The 18,296-nt window shown below is 47.6% G+C and carries 15 protein-coding genes; 10 read left to right on the forward strand and 5 right to left on the reverse strand.

Annotated features, from left to right (window positions below):
- The first annotated feature begins 32 nt into the window (after positions 1-32).
- Positions 33-500 carry an Lrp/AsnC ligand binding domain-containing protein gene (locus EMM73_RS17385; protein ID WP_458351833.1) on the forward strand — a complete coding sequence of 156 codons (468 nt, stop codon included), beginning with the start codon at positions 33-35 and terminating at the stop codon, positions 498-500.
- A 618-nt stretch (positions 501-1,118) separates the two neighbouring features.
- On the opposite strand, the gene EMM73_RS17390 is transcribed toward EMM73_RS17385, so the two are convergent.
- Positions 1,119-1,646 (reverse strand): hypothetical protein, encoded by a 528-nt coding sequence (locus EMM73_RS17390; RefSeq protein ID WP_127688077.1) that lies wholly within the window; start codon positions 1,644-1,646, stop codon positions 1,119-1,121.
- Between the two features lie 359 nt (positions 1,647-2,005).
- Complete coding sequence (locus EMM73_RS17395; RefSeq protein WP_186435280.1) at positions 2,006-2,596, reverse strand: TIGR04211 family SH3 domain-containing protein; 591 nt, start codon at positions 2,594-2,596, stop codon at positions 2,006-2,008.
- A 280-nt stretch (positions 2,597-2,876) separates the two neighbouring features.
- On the opposite strand from EMM73_RS17395, the gene EMM73_RS17400 reads away from it, so the two are divergent.
- Entirely contained in the window at positions 2,877-3,752 is an 876-nt protein-coding gene (locus EMM73_RS17400) for a CYTH domain-containing protein (RefSeq protein WP_127688079.1), read from the forward strand.
- A 7-nt stretch (positions 3,753-3,759) separates the two neighbouring features.
- A complete protein-coding gene (gene glnE, locus EMM73_RS17405) occupies positions 3,760-6,585 on the forward strand; it encodes a bifunctional [glutamate--ammonia ligase]-adenylyl-L-tyrosine phosphorylase/[glutamate--ammonia-ligase] adenylyltransferase (protein WP_127688080.1) in 2,826 nt (941 codons plus the stop codon).
- A gap of 26 nt (positions 6,586-6,611) precedes the next feature.
- Here glnE and EMM73_RS17410 read toward each other — a convergent pair whose 3' ends face one another.
- The 3 genes from EMM73_RS17410 to tolC form a co-directional block, all read right to left on the reverse strand.
- Positions 6,612-7,217, reverse strand: coding sequence for a TcpQ domain-containing protein (locus tag EMM73_RS17410; protein WP_186435281.1), 606 nt, complete (start codon positions 7,215-7,217; stop codon positions 6,612-6,614).
- A gap of 325 nt (positions 7,218-7,542) precedes the next feature.
- Entirely contained in the window at positions 7,543-8,466 is a 924-nt protein-coding gene (lpxL, locus tag EMM73_RS17415) for an LpxL/LpxP family Kdo(2)-lipid IV(A) lauroyl/palmitoleoyl acyltransferase (RefSeq protein WP_127688082.1), read from the reverse strand.
- Between the two features lie 130 nt (positions 8,467-8,596).
- Positions 8,597-9,943 (reverse strand): outer membrane channel protein TolC, encoded by a 1,347-nt coding sequence (gene tolC, locus EMM73_RS17420; protein ID WP_127688083.1) that lies wholly within the window; start codon positions 9,941-9,943, stop codon positions 8,597-8,599.
- A gap of 116 nt (positions 9,944-10,059) precedes the next feature.
- On the opposite strand from tolC, the gene nudF reads away from it, so the two are divergent.
- From nudF to parC, 7 genes are read left to right on the forward strand one after another with little or no spacing between them, the layout of a single operon-like run.
- Positions 10,060-10,695, forward strand: coding sequence for an ADP-ribose diphosphatase (gene nudF, locus EMM73_RS17425; RefSeq protein WP_127688084.1), 636 nt, complete (start codon positions 10,060-10,062; stop codon positions 10,693-10,695).
- 44 nt (positions 10,696-10,739) lie between these two features.
- Positions 10,740-11,183 (forward strand): DUF1249 domain-containing protein, encoded by a 444-nt coding sequence (locus tag EMM73_RS17430; protein WP_127688085.1) that lies wholly within the window; start codon positions 10,740-10,742, stop codon positions 11,181-11,183.
- Positions 11,183-11,953, forward strand: coding sequence for a metallophosphoesterase family protein (locus EMM73_RS17435; protein WP_222422694.1), 771 nt, complete (start codon positions 11,183-11,185; stop codon positions 11,951-11,953). The genes EMM73_RS17430 and EMM73_RS17435 overlap by 1 nt, the downstream gene beginning before the upstream one ends.
- The gene (locus tag EMM73_RS17440) at positions 11,954-12,523 is read left to right on the forward strand and encodes a YqiA/YcfP family alpha/beta fold hydrolase (RefSeq protein ID WP_127688087.1); all 570 of its coding nucleotides are present in this window, start codon (positions 11,954-11,956) and stop codon (positions 12,521-12,523) included.
- Between the two features lie 55 nt (positions 12,524-12,578).
- On the forward strand, positions 12,579-14,474 hold the full coding sequence (parE, locus tag EMM73_RS17445) for a DNA topoisomerase IV subunit B (RefSeq protein WP_127688088.1): 1,896 nt from the start codon (positions 12,579-12,581) through the stop codon (positions 14,472-14,474).
- A 28-nt stretch (positions 14,475-14,502) separates the two neighbouring features.
- Positions 14,503-15,936, forward strand: coding sequence for a tetratricopeptide repeat protein (locus EMM73_RS17450; RefSeq protein WP_127688089.1), 1,434 nt, complete (start codon positions 14,503-14,505; stop codon positions 15,934-15,936).
- Positions 15,937-15,966: 30 nt separating this feature from the next.
- Positions 15,967-18,237, forward strand: coding sequence for a DNA topoisomerase IV subunit A (gene parC, locus EMM73_RS17455; RefSeq protein ID WP_127688090.1), 2,271 nt, complete (start codon positions 15,967-15,969; stop codon positions 18,235-18,237).
- Positions 18,238-18,296: the final 59 nt, after the last annotated feature.

Below are 18,296 nucleotides of genomic sequence, written 5' to 3' on the forward strand. Positions count from 1 at the left end.
GCGCCAAAGGCCGGTTACCGGACCGTATCGACATGACAATTCTAGACACGCTGCAAAAAGATGGACGTATTTCTAATGTCGAACTGGCAAAAAAGGTCAACTTAAGCCCAAGCCCTTGCATAGACAGGGTTCGCAAGCTGGAGCAGGACGGTTTTATTGAAGGCTATGGTGCCCGTTTAAATGCCAGCAAGTTGGGTTTTGGTACTGCCGCTTTTATTCAGGTGACGCTGGATAGAACCACAGGCGCGGTGTTTGATCAGTTTCGTGATGCGGTGGTGAAAATCCCTCAAGTGGCTGAATGCCATATGGTGGCCGGTGGTTTTGATTATCTGCTGAAGTTGCGCTTATCCAGTATGGAGGCGTATCGCGGTGTATTGGGCTTGATTGTGGATTTGCCAGGCGTGTTACAGACTCATACTTATGTGGTGATAGAGCAGGTCAAGCAGGATGCGGGTTTGCCTTTGAAGTTTGCTGCGGCGCCGGAGGGGAAGGCTGAATAACTTTTGTTAATTGGCATGGTGCAGCGGTGCTTGTATCTGCTTACCGTGGTTTTGAGTCAATTGTAGGGGCGGGTCTTGTACCCGCCCGTCTATTTGTATTCAGCGATCACTGATAGCGAATGGTTGGCAGCAGTCAATAATGCAATGTTCTGAGTTCAAAGCGTTTCGCCGCTGGCGAGATACTTTCTTTTGCTTCGCCAAAAGAAAGTATCCAAAGCAAGAAAGTGCAGGAAGCACTTTCTAACAGCCGAAGGCTGGCCCGTAGGGTGAATTACATGGATGTAATTCATAAAAGGCGACCCCAGGTCGCAGCGACAACGCTTGCGTTGAACAGCTTTAGCTGGCCCCGAAGGGGTACGAACGAAGTGAGTATAAAGCCCGGCCCAAAATCGTGCGTCCAAGGCGGCTGGGTAACTCGCTCGTCGCTACCGGCTCCTCACTCAAACACTCCCAGCCTTAAAACCTTGGCCACCCAATTTTTCTGGGTTCATTCGGCGGCAAGCCAATAGCTTGGCTTGCCGCCGAATGGACGTACTGAGCTCAGCGAAGTACCGGAACCGCGCCCCAATGGGGATTTGGTGCCAGTAGTTGGTCTTTTCTCTGATTGGATGCAATGAGCTAAAAACGGAAATGACGCACACCGCAAGACTTGACCCCACTGGTGGGCACAATGGGGATTTGGTGCCAGTAGTTGGTCTTTTCTCTGATTGGATGCAATGAGCTAAAAACGGAAATGACGCACACCGCAAGACTTGACCCCACTGGTGGGCACAATGGGGATTTGGTGCCAGTAGTTGGTCTTTTCTCTGATTGGATGCAATGAGCTAAAAACGGAAATGACGCACACCGCAAGACTTGACCCCACTGGTGGGCAACGTGGTCCCTGTGAGTAATCTCGGCTCGAAGGTCCTTTAATAGCTCAGAGTCTGCACATGTTTTCGAAAAGACTTTGAGCAGTGTTCCCAATGCCGCATTGCTGTAATCTTGGCCTTCAAATCCGAAGTGTAAGTCATTGCCAATCCGATATTTCACTATTTCAAAGTAGTCGTGGAAATATGTTTTAATACGAGCCTCGATCAACTGGTAGCCGCTAAGCGTTATAGTGACTATTTCTTTGTAACTCGATTCTTGGGTAACTTTATCCATAGAAATTTCACCTAACAATCCAGCTTCTAAGCCTGCCCGCAAATCGAACATATTTTGGCCGCACTTTGATAATTTCTGGTGATACCAAGCTAGTGCTGATGTAACTTTATTTCAATATGTTTTTCTGAAACCACAAAAATTAATGGTGGGAAATTTTGCGTAGGTAGTACAGAAGTTGTTCAGATTTTTACGGTACTAATTGAAGTAATTTAAGTCACTACTGCTCTATATATTTATGGCCAAAAAAAGCGGAAGCAGAAAAAATTTAAACCAGACGCTGAGCCTTTATAACCAACTCAGCACCTGATTTTTCAACAATAAATAGCGGTATTTCAGAGGGTAAGGCTAACAGCCTTCAATCACATCCAGCGTTCTTTGCGGCGGCGGCCCGGGATTAGGGATGGAACCACTAAACCAAATATCAAACCGGCGAAACCCAGGATGGAACCTAATACCATTTTGTCTTGCCAGAAGGCGGATGGTTTTTCCTGCAGTTGTGTGGTCAGCAGTGCAATAGTTTGCTGCGCAGTAGCTGTGGCTTTTTCTGCTTGTTGCACTGCGGCGTCGGTTTCATTCAGTTGTTGTTGCAGTTGCTCTTTTTCCTGCTGTAACTGGGCAACTATAGTTTGTTGTTGTTGCAGTTGTTGTTGCAACTCAACAGTCTGACCACCAAATACCGGAGTTAAGCTAACGTACTGTTTTAAAATCCAGCCAGTGCGGCCTTTGCTGTCGGTCAGTTGCCAGTAATCTGAAGTGCTATCTTCTGCCAGTAGTTTAATTTCTTCGCCAGCGGCAATGCTGCCAATAATTTTAAAGTCGCGGCCTGGGCCGTTGTACAGATAAGTGATCAGCCTATCGCTGATATAGGCATTTTGTGGGCTGACCGGAGTGCCTGTTATTTCTTGTTGTGCAGTGACGCTTGTGCTTAGCAACACTGTGGCTAGTAGCATTCCTGCTCGCCATGTTCTTGAGGTGATCAACATAAAAATCCTAAAAAAACCGACCAACATCTGGCCAAAATGGAGAATTGAGCCGATCATAGGCCAGATAGTTATCAATTGACAAGAGCTTAAATCCGTTGTACTTGAAGTTGCAGTTTTGTTGGCTAGGTTCTCTCGCTCCAATCACATAGTTTACCTATGTTCATGGGGATTTATTCGCTTGCCGCCGCATTGCAACACCAATTACTTAGGGTATAAAAAGCCTTTACAGAACAGGAAATAAGCCGCTATGGCGATGGAAGCTGAACTTAAATTTTTACTTACCCAAAGCATGCTACCTGCTTTGGACTCTGTATGGCAGCAGCTGGCAGTCACTGTATTGAAGCATGAAAGCGTACAGTTACTGAATGCGTATTATGAAACTGACGATCTGTGGTTTCGCCGTTTTGACGCTGGTTTACGAACCCGGCTGAAAAAAGGTCAGTTTGAACAAACCATCAAGTTAGCAGGGCAGCAGCATGGTGGTTTGCATCTGCGGCCTGAGTACAACCTGCCTTGTACTTCGGTTTGGCCTGAACTCAATGCTTTTCCTGCTGAAATCTGGCCTCAGGGTACAGATTTAACACAGCTGCAAAGTCAATTAAAACAGCTGTTTCGCACTGACTTTGTTCGTCAAAGTTGGTTGTTAACGCTAGCGGATGGCAGCACAGTCGAAGCTGTGTTGGATCAGGGCGAAGTAGTGTCAGGCGAGCAGCGCGAAGCGATATTTGAGCTGGAACTGGAGCTGCAACAAGGTGATGTAAAAGCTTTGTTTGAGTTATCACGTCAGTTAGTCCAATTGTTGCCGCTGCGGTTGGGCTGGCAGTCCAAGGCTGAGCGCGGTTATCGCTTGGTGCAGAATCAGCCTTTGGTTTTTACGCCAGCCGACAACAGTAGTACAGCGGCTTTATTAAAATCGTTGCAGTATCACGAAAGCTATTTTTTACGTAGTCAGGATTCAGAGTCATGGCAGGTGATCGAGCAATGTATTAAGGCCTTATCTGTGATCTCGGCAGACTTCGCCGCTTTGACGCTGCCTGATGTGACACAAGCCTTGAGTTTTTTCAGCAGTGCAGCTTATAACTGTGCGCTGTTAAATTGTTCTGAATCTTTGTTTTCTGCCTGAGGTACTGATGAGCCCATTAACCACCCGGTTAGCCGCTGTATTGCCGTTTGAGTTACAGCATGAAGTCGATCTGGTATTACCCACTGTGGTGATGCCTGATTTAAGCACTGCACAGCTACAAGAGTTCAAACTCTTGCTGGCGGTCAGTCCGTTTTTAAGCCGGGTGATGCAACAACAGCCAGAACTTATTGCTGTGCTTTTGAATAAAGAGCTGCTCGCTTTGCCTTTGGCTCATCACAACCCTTTGCTCGTTCTTAGCGAGCAAACCGAAGCCGCCGTATTTAAAGCTTTGCGCCGTTGCCGTAATGCGCAGCTGGCCCAAATTCTGGCAGCCGATATTCTTGAGGTCAAATCAACGGAGCAGTGCTTGCTGGATATCTCAGGCATGGCAAATAATCTGATTAACAGCGCTTATCAGTGGGCTTATCAGGATGTGGCCACTCAGTGGGGCCAGCCTTTGGATCAACAAGGCAAGCCTATGCCTTTACTGATTTTAGGTATGGGTAAACTGGGTGGCGGTGAGCTGAACTTCTCGTCCGACATCGACCTGATTTTTACCTATCCACACAACGGCGAAACCAGCGGTGGGCGCAGAGCCGTTGAAAATCAGCAGTTTTTTACCAAGTTAGGCCAGAAGCTGATTTCAGCTCTGCATCAGGTCACTGCCGATGGTTTTGTCTTTAGAGTCGATATGCGCTTACGGCCTTTTGGCGACAGCGGCCCGCTGGTGCTGAGTTTTGCCGCTATGGAGGATTATTATCAGGCACAGGGCAGGGAGTGGGAGCGTTACGCTATGCTCAAAGCCCGTATTCTAAACCCAGACCCAGTGCATGCGGTGGAGCTGAATCAGCTACTAAAACCTTTTGTTTACCGCCGTTACATCGATTACTCAGCGCTGGAATCTCTGCGCCGGATGAAACAGCTCATCGAGCAGGAAAACCGTCGTCGCAACCGCGTGGATAATATAAAGCTAGGTGCTGGCGGTATTCGTGAAGTCGAGTTTGTGGTGCAAACTCTGCAGCTGATCCGTGGTGGCCGTATTCCAGAGTTGCAGCAAGTGTCGATTTTTAAAGCCTTAGACGCTTTGCAAAGTCAGGGTTTATTAGACACGGAGCAACAGCAACAACTGCGGCAGGATTATCTGTGGTTGCGTAAAGTAGAGCAGTTATTACAAGGCCTCGACGATCAACAAACTCAAACTTTACCGGCCGATGAGCTGAACCGGCAACGCATGGTCTTGGGGCTTGGCTTTGAAAACTGGCAGCAACTAATTGATACCACAGTACAGGCCATGGGGCGTATTCATCAGCATTTTAAACTGGTGATTGATCAAGGCGATAACCCTGAACCGGAAGAAATGATACTGGGCCGTCTATGTTGGGACAGCGAATTATCCTCTGACGATTTAGCCGAACATCTGGAGTGGTTAGCTGCTGAAGAAGCCACAGAGCTGTTGGATCATCTGAAGCAATTCAAACAAGACTGTCAAAAGCGCAGCGTGGGTCCTCGAGGTCGGGAGTTGCTGGAAAAACTTATTCCGGTGTTATTGCATCAACTGGCCAAACAGCAAGGCTCGGCTTTGGTCTTGCAACGAGTCCTCGGTGTATTTAGGCAGATAGTCAGCCGTACCGCTTATCTGGAGCTATTATCCGAAAACCCGCCTGCGCTGCAGCAACTGGTGATGTTATGTCATAAAAGTGGCTGGCTGGCCGAACATCTGGCCCGTTATCCCTTGTTGCTGGATGAACTGATAGACCCTGCTCAGCTATATCAGGTACCTGACTCCACAGATTATCAGGACAAACTGCGCCAGGTGATGCTTCGAGTGCCAACCGACGATTTGGAGCTGCAAATGGAAGTGCTGCGCCAGTTTAAGCAGGCACAACAACTTCGTATTGCCGCTGCTGATATCACAGGTATTTTGCCTCTGATGAAGGTGAGTGATCATCTGACCTTTTTAGCTGAAGCTATTATTGCTGCCGTAGTCGAACTAGCCTGGCAACAAATGGCAGAAAAATATGGTTTACCAGCAGGTTTAAAACCAGAAGATGCCAAAGCTTTTGCTGTGCTGGCTTATGGCAAATTGGGTGGGCTGGAGCTGGGGTATGGCTCGGATTTAGATCTGGTCTTTGTGCATCAGTGCGATAATCTGGCACCGACTCAAGGTGATAAAGCCATTGATTCCCGTCAGTTTTACATCAAGTTGGTGCAGCGTATAGTACATATGTTTACCACCAGAACACCAAGTGGTGTTTTGTACGATATTGACACCCGTTTACGTCCGGCTGGCAATGCCGGGCTATTGGCTGTGCATATTGATACCTATGCTGATTATCTGGAAAAAGAAGCCTGGACCTGGGAACACCAGGCCTTAGTGCGCAGTCGTCTGGTCTATGGCGACAGCAAAATTGCCCAACGTTTTCATCAAATACGCAGTGAAATCTTAGCCAAACCGCGGGATTTAGTAGTGCTAAATGCCGAAGTGACTGAAATGCGGCAAAAGCTGCGACAGCATCACGGCGAGCAGTCAACTGAAGTGAAACATGCTTCCGGTGGCATAGTGGACCTGGAGTTTATCAGTCAGTATCTGGTATTGGGCTACGGCCATCAGTATGCGGATTTGTATTTCTACAGTGACAACATTCGTATTCTGGATGCGGCTGCAGCTGTGGGTTTACTGCACACTGAGCAAACACAAGCATTGCAGCAGGCTTATCAGCAGTTAAGAGGAGTAAGCCACCGGCAAACTCTGGCTCCAGCCACTGAAAGCGCGCAGCAGTTAGAAAATGCGATGGAACAAGTACGCGAAGTGTGGGAGCAGTTGTTTGGCTAAAAACGCACGCATACGCCAGGCAGAAGTTATTTGACTCTGCGGCGTGGTGCGTTGATGTTGATGCAATTTTGTTGCAGGAATGGAATGATCTTATCTGTCAGCACCACAGCTCTGGACAGGTTGCAGAAGTACGCCTGGACTGGCTGTTCAAAGTCTGAAGAAATGGCCTGCGATGTTTCCTGAATAGCACTGATATAGCTGAACTCAGTCTGGAAATAGTGCTTTACTTTGTAATCTTTAGAGAGAACCCAAAACAGTTCAACCCCTTCTTTGCGCCCTTGCATGGTCAACACTGTTTTTAGGGTGTCACCTACTCTGAAACGTCTGTCGGTTGCTTTGCCTTTCCAGTTTTCTGGTAAGGCGACCATGCGGTTGGCTCGCTCGCGCAGTAGAACCACCAGGTTGCTGTGATCCTCAGACAACTCAATGACAAAGTCAGCTGATCCATCGTTTTTTTCTTCAAAGGAACTACGAATATTACTATAAAAGTTAGTGAATCCTTTGACTGCATCTGAGCTTTTTTCTGACAGAGTTTCCGGTTTGAAATACAGCAACTCCGGCTTAAACATCACAATAGCAGCAAGTATCAGTAATAAAGCTGCAAGCAACAAGTGCTTGATCCAAAACCACATAGCTTTTATCCAAGGCCAGCATACCCGCATCATAGCCTGCCTTTGCGCCAAGCTGCAACTTCAGTTCGTTTCTGCTGCAACTGCCTTTGGCTAATATAACCTGAACTCGGGATAATGAGTGTCGACTTTTTTCGATTTAATGAATTAAATCAACGAAGTAAAATTATTGCGTCAAGCAACCAAAGTCTTTGCTGACTGAATGCACAGATTTTTCTGGATCTCAAGGCGCCTTGTCGTACGCCATAGCAAGCTATGGCTAGACGGAGCAACGCAGAGAGGCGCGAAAAGATGTTTATTCAGTGGCACGGCTTATCCCGAGTTCAGGTTAATATAAGCTTGGGTCGTCCGGATTGGGCCGGGTTTTAAAGCGGCGGTGCAACCACATATATTGTTCCGGGTGCGCCAATATGCCTTGTTCCAGCCACTGATTGACCCTGGTGACATCAGCTTTGTTATCGCCACTTGGAAAGTTGTCAAAGGCGGGTAAGGCTTCAACCTGATAGCCTTTGTTATCAGGTAAACGATAGCAGTGAATAGGGACAGCGGCACAGTTGGCGCTGTTGGCAAACAACAAGGTGCCCGTGGTAGTGGCGGTTTCCTTGACAGCAAAAAAAGGCACAAACTCAGCCTTGGTGCGGCCATAATCCTGATCCGGCAGATAAAAACAAACTTCTTTGCTGTTTAGCGCATTGATCAGCTCACGTACATCCCGTTTACCAATCAGGTATTTGTTGGACTGAACCCGGCCATGGTACTGAAAATACTCCATCACTTCGTTATCATTCGGTCGGTAAAATCCTACTGATGGATGAGTGTTGCCAAAGGCGCGGCCAATCATTTCCAGCGATAAAAAGTGGCCCGATAGTAATAACACACCTTTGCCCTGATCCAGCACTGCTTTGATGTGTTCATAGCCACTGAAATGGCACAAAGAGCGGACACGCCATTCCGGCCACCACCAGGCCATAAAGGTTTCAAAGGCGGCTTTACCGGTTTCTTTAAAGTTTTGTCGGACCAGCGCTTCACGTTCCGCTACTGGCATATCGGGGAAGCATAGCTCCAGATTGCGGCGTGTTACTTTGACGCGGGATTTCAGAGTTTTCATCAACAGCACACCCAAAGCGTCGCCCAGTTTCATCAGCACTGGGTAAGGCAGCCAGAGTAAAATCCACATCAGGCCAAGGCCAAGCCACAAAGGCCAGTGTTTAGGGTGCAAAAAACTCAGACGAAAACGCGGGACATGAACCACAACCAATCCTCGGGCAAAAAAAGTGCGGCTATTGTAACGAAAAAAAGCGGGGATAAAAGCGCTAACTGGTAGGAACAGGCCGGACTGAAACTACAATGGCAGTTTCAGTCTGGCTGCTGTGAAAAGAGTATTAGTTACCTAAAGCTCTGTTTACAGTGAATAAATCTTCTTCAGTTAAAGTACCTGCTGCTTGTTTTAGCGCCAAAACAGACAAAATATAGTCGTAACGGGCTTTCGACAAATTACGGCGGGCATCAAACAGGTTACGGGTACTTTGCAGTACGTCAACAATAGTACGGGTACCTACTTCAAAGCCTGCTTCAGTGGCTTTTAATGCGCTTTCTGCTGAAATGACGGCCTGCTCCAGTGCTTTGGTACTGGAGATCAAAGCACCTACATTGTTGTAGTTGCTGCGAACCTGACGGATCACGCTGCGGTGACTCAGTTCTAAATCTTCAGCGGCTTCCACATAGTTAGCACGTACTACTTCTTCGTTAGCCACAGTACCGCCACCGGAGTAAATAGGTACTACCAGATTGATACCAATGGAGCTAGTGTCAGTACGAGGAGAATTCGAACCCACACCTGTATCTTTATTTCTACCGTTACTGTTTTGAAGACCAGTAGATGCCTGCAAATCCAAGGTTGGGTAATGGCCTGAGCGGGCAATCTGAACATTGTGCTCGGCGATATCTAATGACAGTTTACGGATTTTCAGCTCCAGATTATTATCCTGAGCTGTTTGTACCCAATCCTGTGGGTTATTTGGTGTCGGCTGACTGGTGCTGAACCGTGATGTATTTAACGGATCCAGTTGAGCATGGTATTCACCGGTAATTTCGCGTAAAAACTCACGGGCTGTTTCCAGATTGTTTTGTGCACTGATTTCACGTGCAACTGCACTATCAAACTGAGCCTGAGCTTCATGTACGTCGGTAATGGCAGTTAAACCTACCGCAAAACGTTGTTTGGTTTGTTCAAGTTGACGTTCAATGGCACGCTTTTCGGCAACCACAAAACTTAAGTTGTCTTCAGCTGTTAATACATCAAAATAAGTTTGAGAGACACGAACTATCAAAGTCTGTAATGCGGAATCATAAGCGGTTTGACCCTGCAAGGCCGCTTTTTCAGCGATAGACAAGTTCTCATAACGGCTCCAGTCAAATAAAGACTGGGTTAAGTTAATACCTGCTCTGACTGTATTGCTTTCGGCATCATACAGAGCACCAGTGGTATTGTTCATGTTGTCGCCAAAAGAGTGGGTTGCCCCTGCAGTAAAATTTACTTGTGGTAACAAGCTGGCTTTGGATACATCAATGCGCGCTTTGGCTGCATCACGGGTAGCGGCCGCTTTTAATACTTGCGGGTCTTTTTTAGTCGCCAACTGATAAATGGTTTGCAAGTTTTCGGCATTTGCCTGCACACTCAGGAGAGCCAGTGCCGAGCCTATCAACGTGCCTAACAAGGTTTTTTTCATAACCGAAAGTCCATAATTGTGCAAAAGTGGTCCAATAATACCTTGTTGGTATTAACTAAGTAATGACTAAAGCGTAAACAGCATAGGTTCAAGTGTAACAGAATGTGAGTCTTCAAATGCCTGATTTCAAGCCAGAAAATTATCCATCTTTTCATTCCTCTGATGTAAAAATACTCGACCAGAACACAGTTTTTCAGGGTTTTTTCCGGATCGACAGCTACACAGTAGCGCATAAACTATTTAATGGGGGCTGGAGTAGTGAAGTAAAACGCGAATTATTTGAGCGCGGTCATGCGGTGATAGTACTGCCTTACGATGTTAAAAACGACAGTCTGGTGCTGATTGAGCAATTTCGTATTGGCGCTTTGCAGAATCCCAATGGTCCCTGGTTGCTGGAAGCTATAGCCGGCATGATTGAGCAGGGCGAGACTGTGGAGCAGGTGGCGCAACGCGAATCAGAGGAAGAAGCCGGCCTGAAGCTGACAGAGTTTTGGCCTATGCTTAGCTATCAAAGCAGTCCTGGTGGCAGTACTGAGCGTATTTACTTAGTGCTGGCCAGGCTGCAGCATCAGGTCGCAAGCGGGGTTTATGGCTTGGCATCTGAGCAGGAAGATATTAAAGTTCACAGCCTGCCGCGCCTTATGGCAATGCAGTTATTGCAGCAAGGAAAAATTGATAATGCGGCTACTGTCATAGCCCTGCAATGGTTAGCCTTGAATCTGGAGCAGGTTAAAGCGCGCTGGTTAGATTAAATATTCATCATCACCACAAGAGTTAAAGAGGTTAAGTAGCTGGTATGCCAAATCTGGCCAGAAAACGTTATGTGCCTTATCTGCCTGATTTTCTCAGTTTATGTGAGCGAAATTATGCGCAGCTGCGTTTTTTCCTGCCTGGTAATCAGCGCCAGGGCCAACGTTGCCTTATTCATATCAATGCCAGCGAAAGTTATCAGGTGGAATTACTTGAGTTGTGTAAATACACAACGACCGTCAGTATCGAGCTGATTGGTCAGTCGATGACAGGCTGGATAAAACCCCGTTTCGAAGTGCGTTTGTACCACGATGCCCGTCTTGCTGAGGTGTTGGCTTGTCAGCAAGTGCGGCAGTTTAAAGCTGTCTACAGTTACCCCAATGTGGATATGTTGTTGCCCGATGAAAAGCGGCAGATTAACTTGCTGCTGCGCGACTGGCTGAATCTGTGTTCACGTCGTGGTTATCAGAATAGCGGGTTAATGGCCTGATGGCATTTGTGTTTGCGCAGCAAGATTCTTATCGTTTGCTACAGATTTCTGATTGTCATTTAGTGGCTGAAGCTGATGGCTGCTTTTGTGCCGTGCAGCCTTATCGTCAACTAGAGCTGCTGTTCGCCAGGGTGCAATCCAACCGACCTGATGCGGTGATCCTGACCGGGGATTTAACTCAGGATCATAGTCTGGCGTCTTATCAGCTGATCGCCGACTTGTTCAGTCATCTGACTTGTCCGGTGTTTTATCTGCCAGGCAATCATGATGACATAGAGCTGATGCAGCAGGCTTTTGCGGCCAGACCTTTTTGTGCTGAGACTGAATTACATCTTGGCGACTGGCATTTGTGTTTGCTCAATAGCAAAGGGCCAACACCTGCAGGTTATTTTGATCAACTCAGACAGCAGCAGTTACAGCAGCTGTTATCGTCTTATCGGGCTGATGCAGCCGTTTGGTTGTTTTGTCATCATCATATCAGCCCTATGGGCAGTTTTATTGATGAACATATTCAGCTTGATGCCGCTGCATTATGGCAGATTATGGCGGCTGATCCACGCATCCGGGGTTTTGCCCATGGTCATTGCCATTATGCTTATGACAGAATACAACAAGGTATCCAACTGGTGGGTTGTCCTGCCAGTTCAGTGCAGTTTTTGTTGACACCAGACTATCAGCCTGTGGCCAGGCGTCCTGGTTATATTGAATGGATTTTTAATGCCAATGCTTCTGCTGATCCCGCAGTGCGCTGGCAATTTATGGAAGGGTAAATGTCTAAACTTGTTGTCTATTTACATGGCTTTGCCAGCTCGTCGCAATCCGAAAAAGCTTTAATCACCAAGGCCTTTTTCCAACAGCAGTTGCCTGATGTTGAATTGTTGTTGCCGGATTTACCTTATACGCCAAAAGAGGCAGTTGCCGCTATTGAGCAGGCATTGAATGGTCGTCGTCCTGATGCAGTGATAGGCAGTTCTCTGGGGGGCTTTTTGGGCACCTATCTTGCCGAACAAACAGGCTGTTATGCCGCGTTGATTAACCCTGCAGTGGCACCTTATGAGTTATTGAGCCAGCATTTTGGTACTTATCATCATCAGGTACTAAAACAGGATTTTAAAGTGGAACCACAGCATATGCCGCTGTTGGCGGAACTTGAGCGTAAGCCCTCTGTTTTGGAGCGTTATCTGGTGTTGCTGCAAGAAGGGGATGAAGTGCTGGATTATCAAAAGGCGGTGCAGTTTTATGCAGGTTGTACAGTGGATGTGCAATCAGGTGGTGATCACAGTTATCAGGGCTATGCCAATTGCCTGCCCGCTATTGTCAAGTTTTGCCAAATAGCGTAAAACAACTGGTTGTTAATACAGTAAACGAGTTATTTAGAGAAGTGATGTTTGCCTTATGACAGACCAGCAATACAACGCCGATTCCATTGAGGTGCTGACCGGCCTTGAGCCAGTGCAGCGCCGTCCAGGTATGTATACAGATACCACCCGCCCTAACCACTTAGGTCAGGAAGTGATAGATAACAGCGTCGATGAAGCTTTGGCTGGTCATGCCGATTTAGTGCATGTGATTTTGCATGAAGATCAATCGCTGGAAGTGATAGATAACGGCCGTGGTATGCCGGTGGATATTCACCCTGAAGAAGGGGTATCAGGTGTTGAGCTGATCCTCTGCCGTCTGCATGCTGGTGGTAAATTCTCCAATAAAAACTACCAGTTCTCAGGTGGTTTACACGGTGTGGGTATTTCTGTCGTCAACGCCTTATCCAGCCGGGTCGATGTAGCAGTACGCCGTGATGGCAATATCTATGAAATAGCGTTTGAGCATGGCAATAAAGTGTCTGAGCTGGCGATTACCGGCACAGTAGGTAAACGCAATACAGGCACAAGAGTGCGCTTCTGGCCTGCGCCTGATTATTTCGATTCGCCTAAGTTTTCTGTCAGCCGCATGCTGCATGTACTGAAAGCCAAAGCTGTGTTGTGTCCGGGCTTGACGATCAAGTTTGACGACAAGGTGAACAACCAGAGTTATCAGTGGTGTTATCAGGCCGGTATCCGTGATTATTTAATGGATGCGGTCAAGGACATGATAGCTCTGCCGGAGCAGCCTTTTGTTGGCAGCTTAAGCGCCAGCCACGAAGCTGTGGAATGGGCCGTGCTCTGGTTGCCCGAAGGTGGCGAGCTGGTGACAGAAAGTTATGTCAACCTGATCCCAACAGCTCAGGGTGGTACTCACGTCAACGGTTTACGTCAGGGCTTGTTAGAAGCACTGCGCGATTTTTGTGAATTCCGTAATTTATTGCCTCGTGGCATTAAGTTAACGCCTGAAGATGTCTGGGACCGCTGTAGTTATATCCTGTCGTTAAAAATGCAGGAGCCTCAGTTTGCTGGCCAGACTAAAGAGAAACTGTCATCCCGTCAGGCCGTGGCTTTTATCAGCGGCGTAGTGAAAGACGCCTTTAGTTTATGGCTGAACGAACATACGGATATTGCCGAGCAACTGGCTGAGTTTTGTATCAACAACGCGCAAAAACGTTTGCGTGCTGCCAAGAAAATTATCCGTAAAAAAGTCACAGCTGGCCCGGCTTTGCCAGGCAAGTTATCCGACTGTTCATCGCAGGATTTAAACCGCACTGAGCTGTTTTTTGTCGAAGGGGACTCTGCAGGTGGTTCAGCCAAGCAAGCGCGGGATCGTGAGTTTCAGGCCGTGATGCCACTGCGCGGTAAAATTCTCAATACCTGGGAAGTGGAATCTGAACAAATTCTCGGCTCGCAGGAAGTACATGATATTTCGGTAGCCATAGGCATGGATCCGAATTCAGCAGACTTAAGCCAGCTGCGCTATGGCAAAATTTGTATTCTGGCCGACGCCGACTCGGACGGTTTACACATTGCCACTTTGCTTTGTGCCTTGTTTATGCGCCATTTCCGCCCGCTGGTGGAAGCGGGTCACATTTATGTGGCTATGCCGCCTTTGTACCGTATCGATTGTGGCAAAGAAGTGTTTTACGCACTGGATGAAGACGAGAAAAAAGGCATTCTTGATCGCTTAGAAGCTGAGAAAAAGCGTAGCAAAATCAACGTGCAACGTTTTAAAGGTTTGGGTGAAATGAACCCATTGCAGCTGCGCGAAACCACTATAGATCCAAACACCAGACGTTTAGTGCAGCTGACCATTGATGACTTGGTTCAAACCATGGAAATGATGGATATGTTGCTGGCGAAGAAGCGGGCAACAGACAGAAAAGACTGGCTGGAGATGAAAGGCGATCGTGCTATTGTAGCTGTGTAGCTTTTGCTGTTCGCTTGAAGGACTACAGATGAAACAAAAACAATACCTGCGGTCATGGGGAGCATTGCTGTGTCTGGGCCTCGGTTTTGCCTTTGGGCCACAGGCCAGTGAAGCCCTATTGCCTGAGTGGCTGCAACAAGTTCAACAGCAAAAAGCCATACAGCCAGAGCAAATGCTTCAGGTGTTGGAGCAGCAGCAAGCTAGCTTCGGCGACTGGGACAATGAGTTGCAAGTAGAGTTTTTATTGCAACTGTCTGACGTGTATGAAAGTTTAGGCAAGCATCAGCAGCAGTTTGAAGTCGCAGAACGTGGCCTGGCGTTGCTGGGTGAGCGCCGTACTATAACGACTATAGATTTTTGGAATAACTTAGGTTTTTCGCTGGAGATGCAAGGCCAGTATCAGCAGGCGTTGCACTATTATCTGCAGGCTTCAGATCTGGCTGCGCAGTTAAAAGCCGAAAAAATGCATATTGAAGCTGATATCAATATTGCAGCTATTTACAGCATGCAGGATAAAACTCAGGAAGCATTGGTTCTGCTGAAAAGTAGTTACGACAGAGCTGTACAGCTAAGAGACCCGGAAAGTTTGGCTTATGTCAATGCAGAGCTTGGGTTGCTTTACGTTGGTTTGGGTTTCGACAAAGAAGCCATTGAGTTTATGGAGCAGGCTCTTAAGGCTTATGAAACTTTAGGCTGGCAGAAAGACAAAATGGATGTACTGTTTAACCTGGCTCGAAGTTACAGTTACACTGAGCGCTATGACGAAGCGATGCAAAGTTATGATCAATTACTGCAATTGGCTATGGCACAGCAGGATCAGGCGAATTTATATTTTGCTTACCTTGGCCTGGCATCCACCAGCAAAGATAACGGAAAATTAGAGGGTGCTCTAGCCTATATAGAGAAAGCCGAGCAGTATCTGCCTGGCTTACAGTCCACTTACCAAAACTCGACGCATCACTATGAAAAAGCATTGATCTATCGTGAATTAGGCCAGATTTCTTTGGCCAGTCAGCAATTGGCTCAGGCAGAACAAAGTTTAAGTAAAGAAGAGAACAATGCCAGCCAGTCCAGTGTGCTATGGATACTGCATTTGAAAGCAGCGCTGGAAGCTGATTCGGGTCGCTACCAAAAAGCCTATGAATATTTGGACCAGTTTTTTCGTGGCTATCACAAGTTACGCAATAAAGAGCATGAGCTGTCAGTGGAAAAACTGCGCTTAGGTTTTGATGCCGAGCGCCAGCAAGCCAAAAATGAATTGCTGGCCAAAGACAATGAATTACAAGCCCTGCGTTTGCAGGAAGCTGAACGCAAGAGACAAAACCAATGGTTATGGATAGGTCTGTTTGGCTGCACCAGTTTAGTCTTACTGGTGTTACTGCTGTGGCAACTGGCACGCCGTCAGGCTCAGATGCAGGTGCAGTTGCTCGCGCAGTCAGAATCAAAAGAGCTTGAAAAATAACAGAATCAGGTTGGTTAACGGAAACGAAAAATGACAGATATTATGATATCCAATGAGGGTACTGAGCAGTTACCGCTGCGCCGCTTTACAGAAGAAGCCTACCTGAATTATTCGATGTACGTCATTATGGACCGGGCTTTGCCCTTTATTGGCGACGGTTTAAAACCAGTACAACGTCGTATTATTTATGCGATGTCAGAACTGGGTTTATCGCATCTGGCGAAGTACAAAAAATCTGCCCGCACTGTGGGTGACGTGTTAGGTAAGTTCCATCCTCATGGTGACAGCGCCTGTTACGAAGCTATGGTGCTGATGGCTCAGCCCTTTTCTTACCGTTACCCGCTCGTCGATGGTCAGGGCAACTGGGGTGCGCCGGATGATCCGAAGTCCTTCGCGGCCATGCGTTATACCGAAGCTAAGTTATCCCGTTTCAGTGAAGTGTTGTTAAACGAGTTGGGACAGGGCACAGTCGACTGGGTGCCAAACTTTGACGGCACTATGGACGAGCCCCGCACTTTACCTGCACGTTTGCCGCATATCCTGCTGAATGGCGTGACAGGTATAGCCGTAGGTATGGCAACAGATATTCCGCCGCATAACGCCCGTGAAGTAGCCAACGCTACTGCCTTTTTACTGGATAACCCTCAAGCGACTATACCGGATTTGATGCAGTATATTCAGGGGCCGGATTATCCGACAGACGCTGAAATTATTAGCCCGGCGCATGAGCTGCAAGCCATTTATGAAACAGGCCGCGGCAGTGTCAAAATGCGGGCTTTGTATCAGCTGGAAGATGGCGACATAATTATCACTGCTTTGCCGCACCAGACTTCAGGCTCCAAAGTGCTGGAGCAGATAGCGGCTCAAATGAACGCGAAAAAACTGCCTATGGTCAGTGATTTGCGTGACGAATCTGATCACGAAAACCCAACCCGTATCGTGATAGTGCCGCGTTCAAACCGCATTGATGTGGAACAGCTGATGGCGCATTTGTTTGCCACTACAGATCTGGAAAAAAGCTATCGCGTGAACTTAAACATTCTGGGCCTGGATCAGCGGCCACGAGTGAAAAACTTATTGGAAATTTTATCTGAATGGCTGGTGTTCCGTCGCGACACAGTGCGTCGCCGTCTGCAGTTCCGCTTGGATAAAGTGCTGGATCGTTTGCATGTGTTAGAGGCGTTGTTGATCGCGTTTTTAAACATCGACGAAGTGATTAAAATTATTCGTGAAAACGATCAGCCAAAACCTGTGTTAATGGCGCATTTCGGTATTACCGAGCGTCAGGCCGAAGCCATACTGGAATTAAAGTTACGTCACTTAGCTAAGCTGGAAGAGATGAAAATCCGCGGCGAACAAGCCGAGCTGGAAAAAGAGCGTGACTACTTAGAAGGCATTTTAGGCTCAGAGAAAAAGCTGACCAAGCTTATTCGCGAAGAGCTGCTGTCGGATGCTGAAAAATATGGCGACAACCGCAGAAGCCCAATAGTAATGCGTGAAGAAGCCAAAGCCTTAAGCGAAAAAGAATTACTGCCAAGCGAGCCTGTGACCGTTGTGCTGTCGGAAAAAGGCTGGGTGCGCTGTGCCAAAGGCCATGATGTTGACGGCAATAGTCTGCAATACAAAGCAGGGGATGGTTTTAAAGCGGCGGCTTCTGGCAGAAGTAATAGATACGCCGCCTTTATCGATTCATCAGGTCGTGCTTTTGCTGCTGAAGCACACGATTTACCTTCAGCCCGTGGTCAGGGCGAGCCTTTAACAGGACGCTTCACGCTAGTCGCTGGGGAAAACTTCGAGCATGTATTGATGGCGGAAGACAGCCAGAAGTTATTACTGGCCAGCGACGCAGGTTATGGTTTTGTCGGCACCTTCGCCGATTTAGTCAGCCGTAATAAAGCCGGTAAAGCAGTGCTCACTCTGCCGACCGGCGCTAAAGTATTACAGCCAATTCCTATTAAAAATCCGGAAACGGATTTAGTGGTGGCTATCAGTACTGAAGGCCGCATGCTGGTGTTCCCTGTGGCCGATTTACCACAGCTGAGCAAAGGCAAAGGCAATAAGATTTTATCTATTCCATCGGCCCGCGCCGCCAGCCGTGAAGAGTATCTGAAACTTTTAACCGTAGTGCCTGCAGCTACAGCTGTGACTTTAGTAGCCGGTAAACGCAAAATGACCATCAAGGCCGATGATTTAGCCCATTATATTGGTGAGCGTGGCCGTCGTGGTAACAAGTTACCTCGTGGTTTGCAGCGTATCGATGAGCTGTTAACAGGTGAAGTGGTTGGCGATACCTCGGAATAGCCCCTTGGGCTTGCTTAGCGGGCGACCATAAAGGTCGCCCCTTATATGGACTCCCCTGA

This window comes from Rheinheimera sediminis, assembly GCF_004005375.1.
GTDB lineage: Bacteria > Pseudomonadota > Gammaproteobacteria > Enterobacterales > Alteromonadaceae > Pararheinheimera.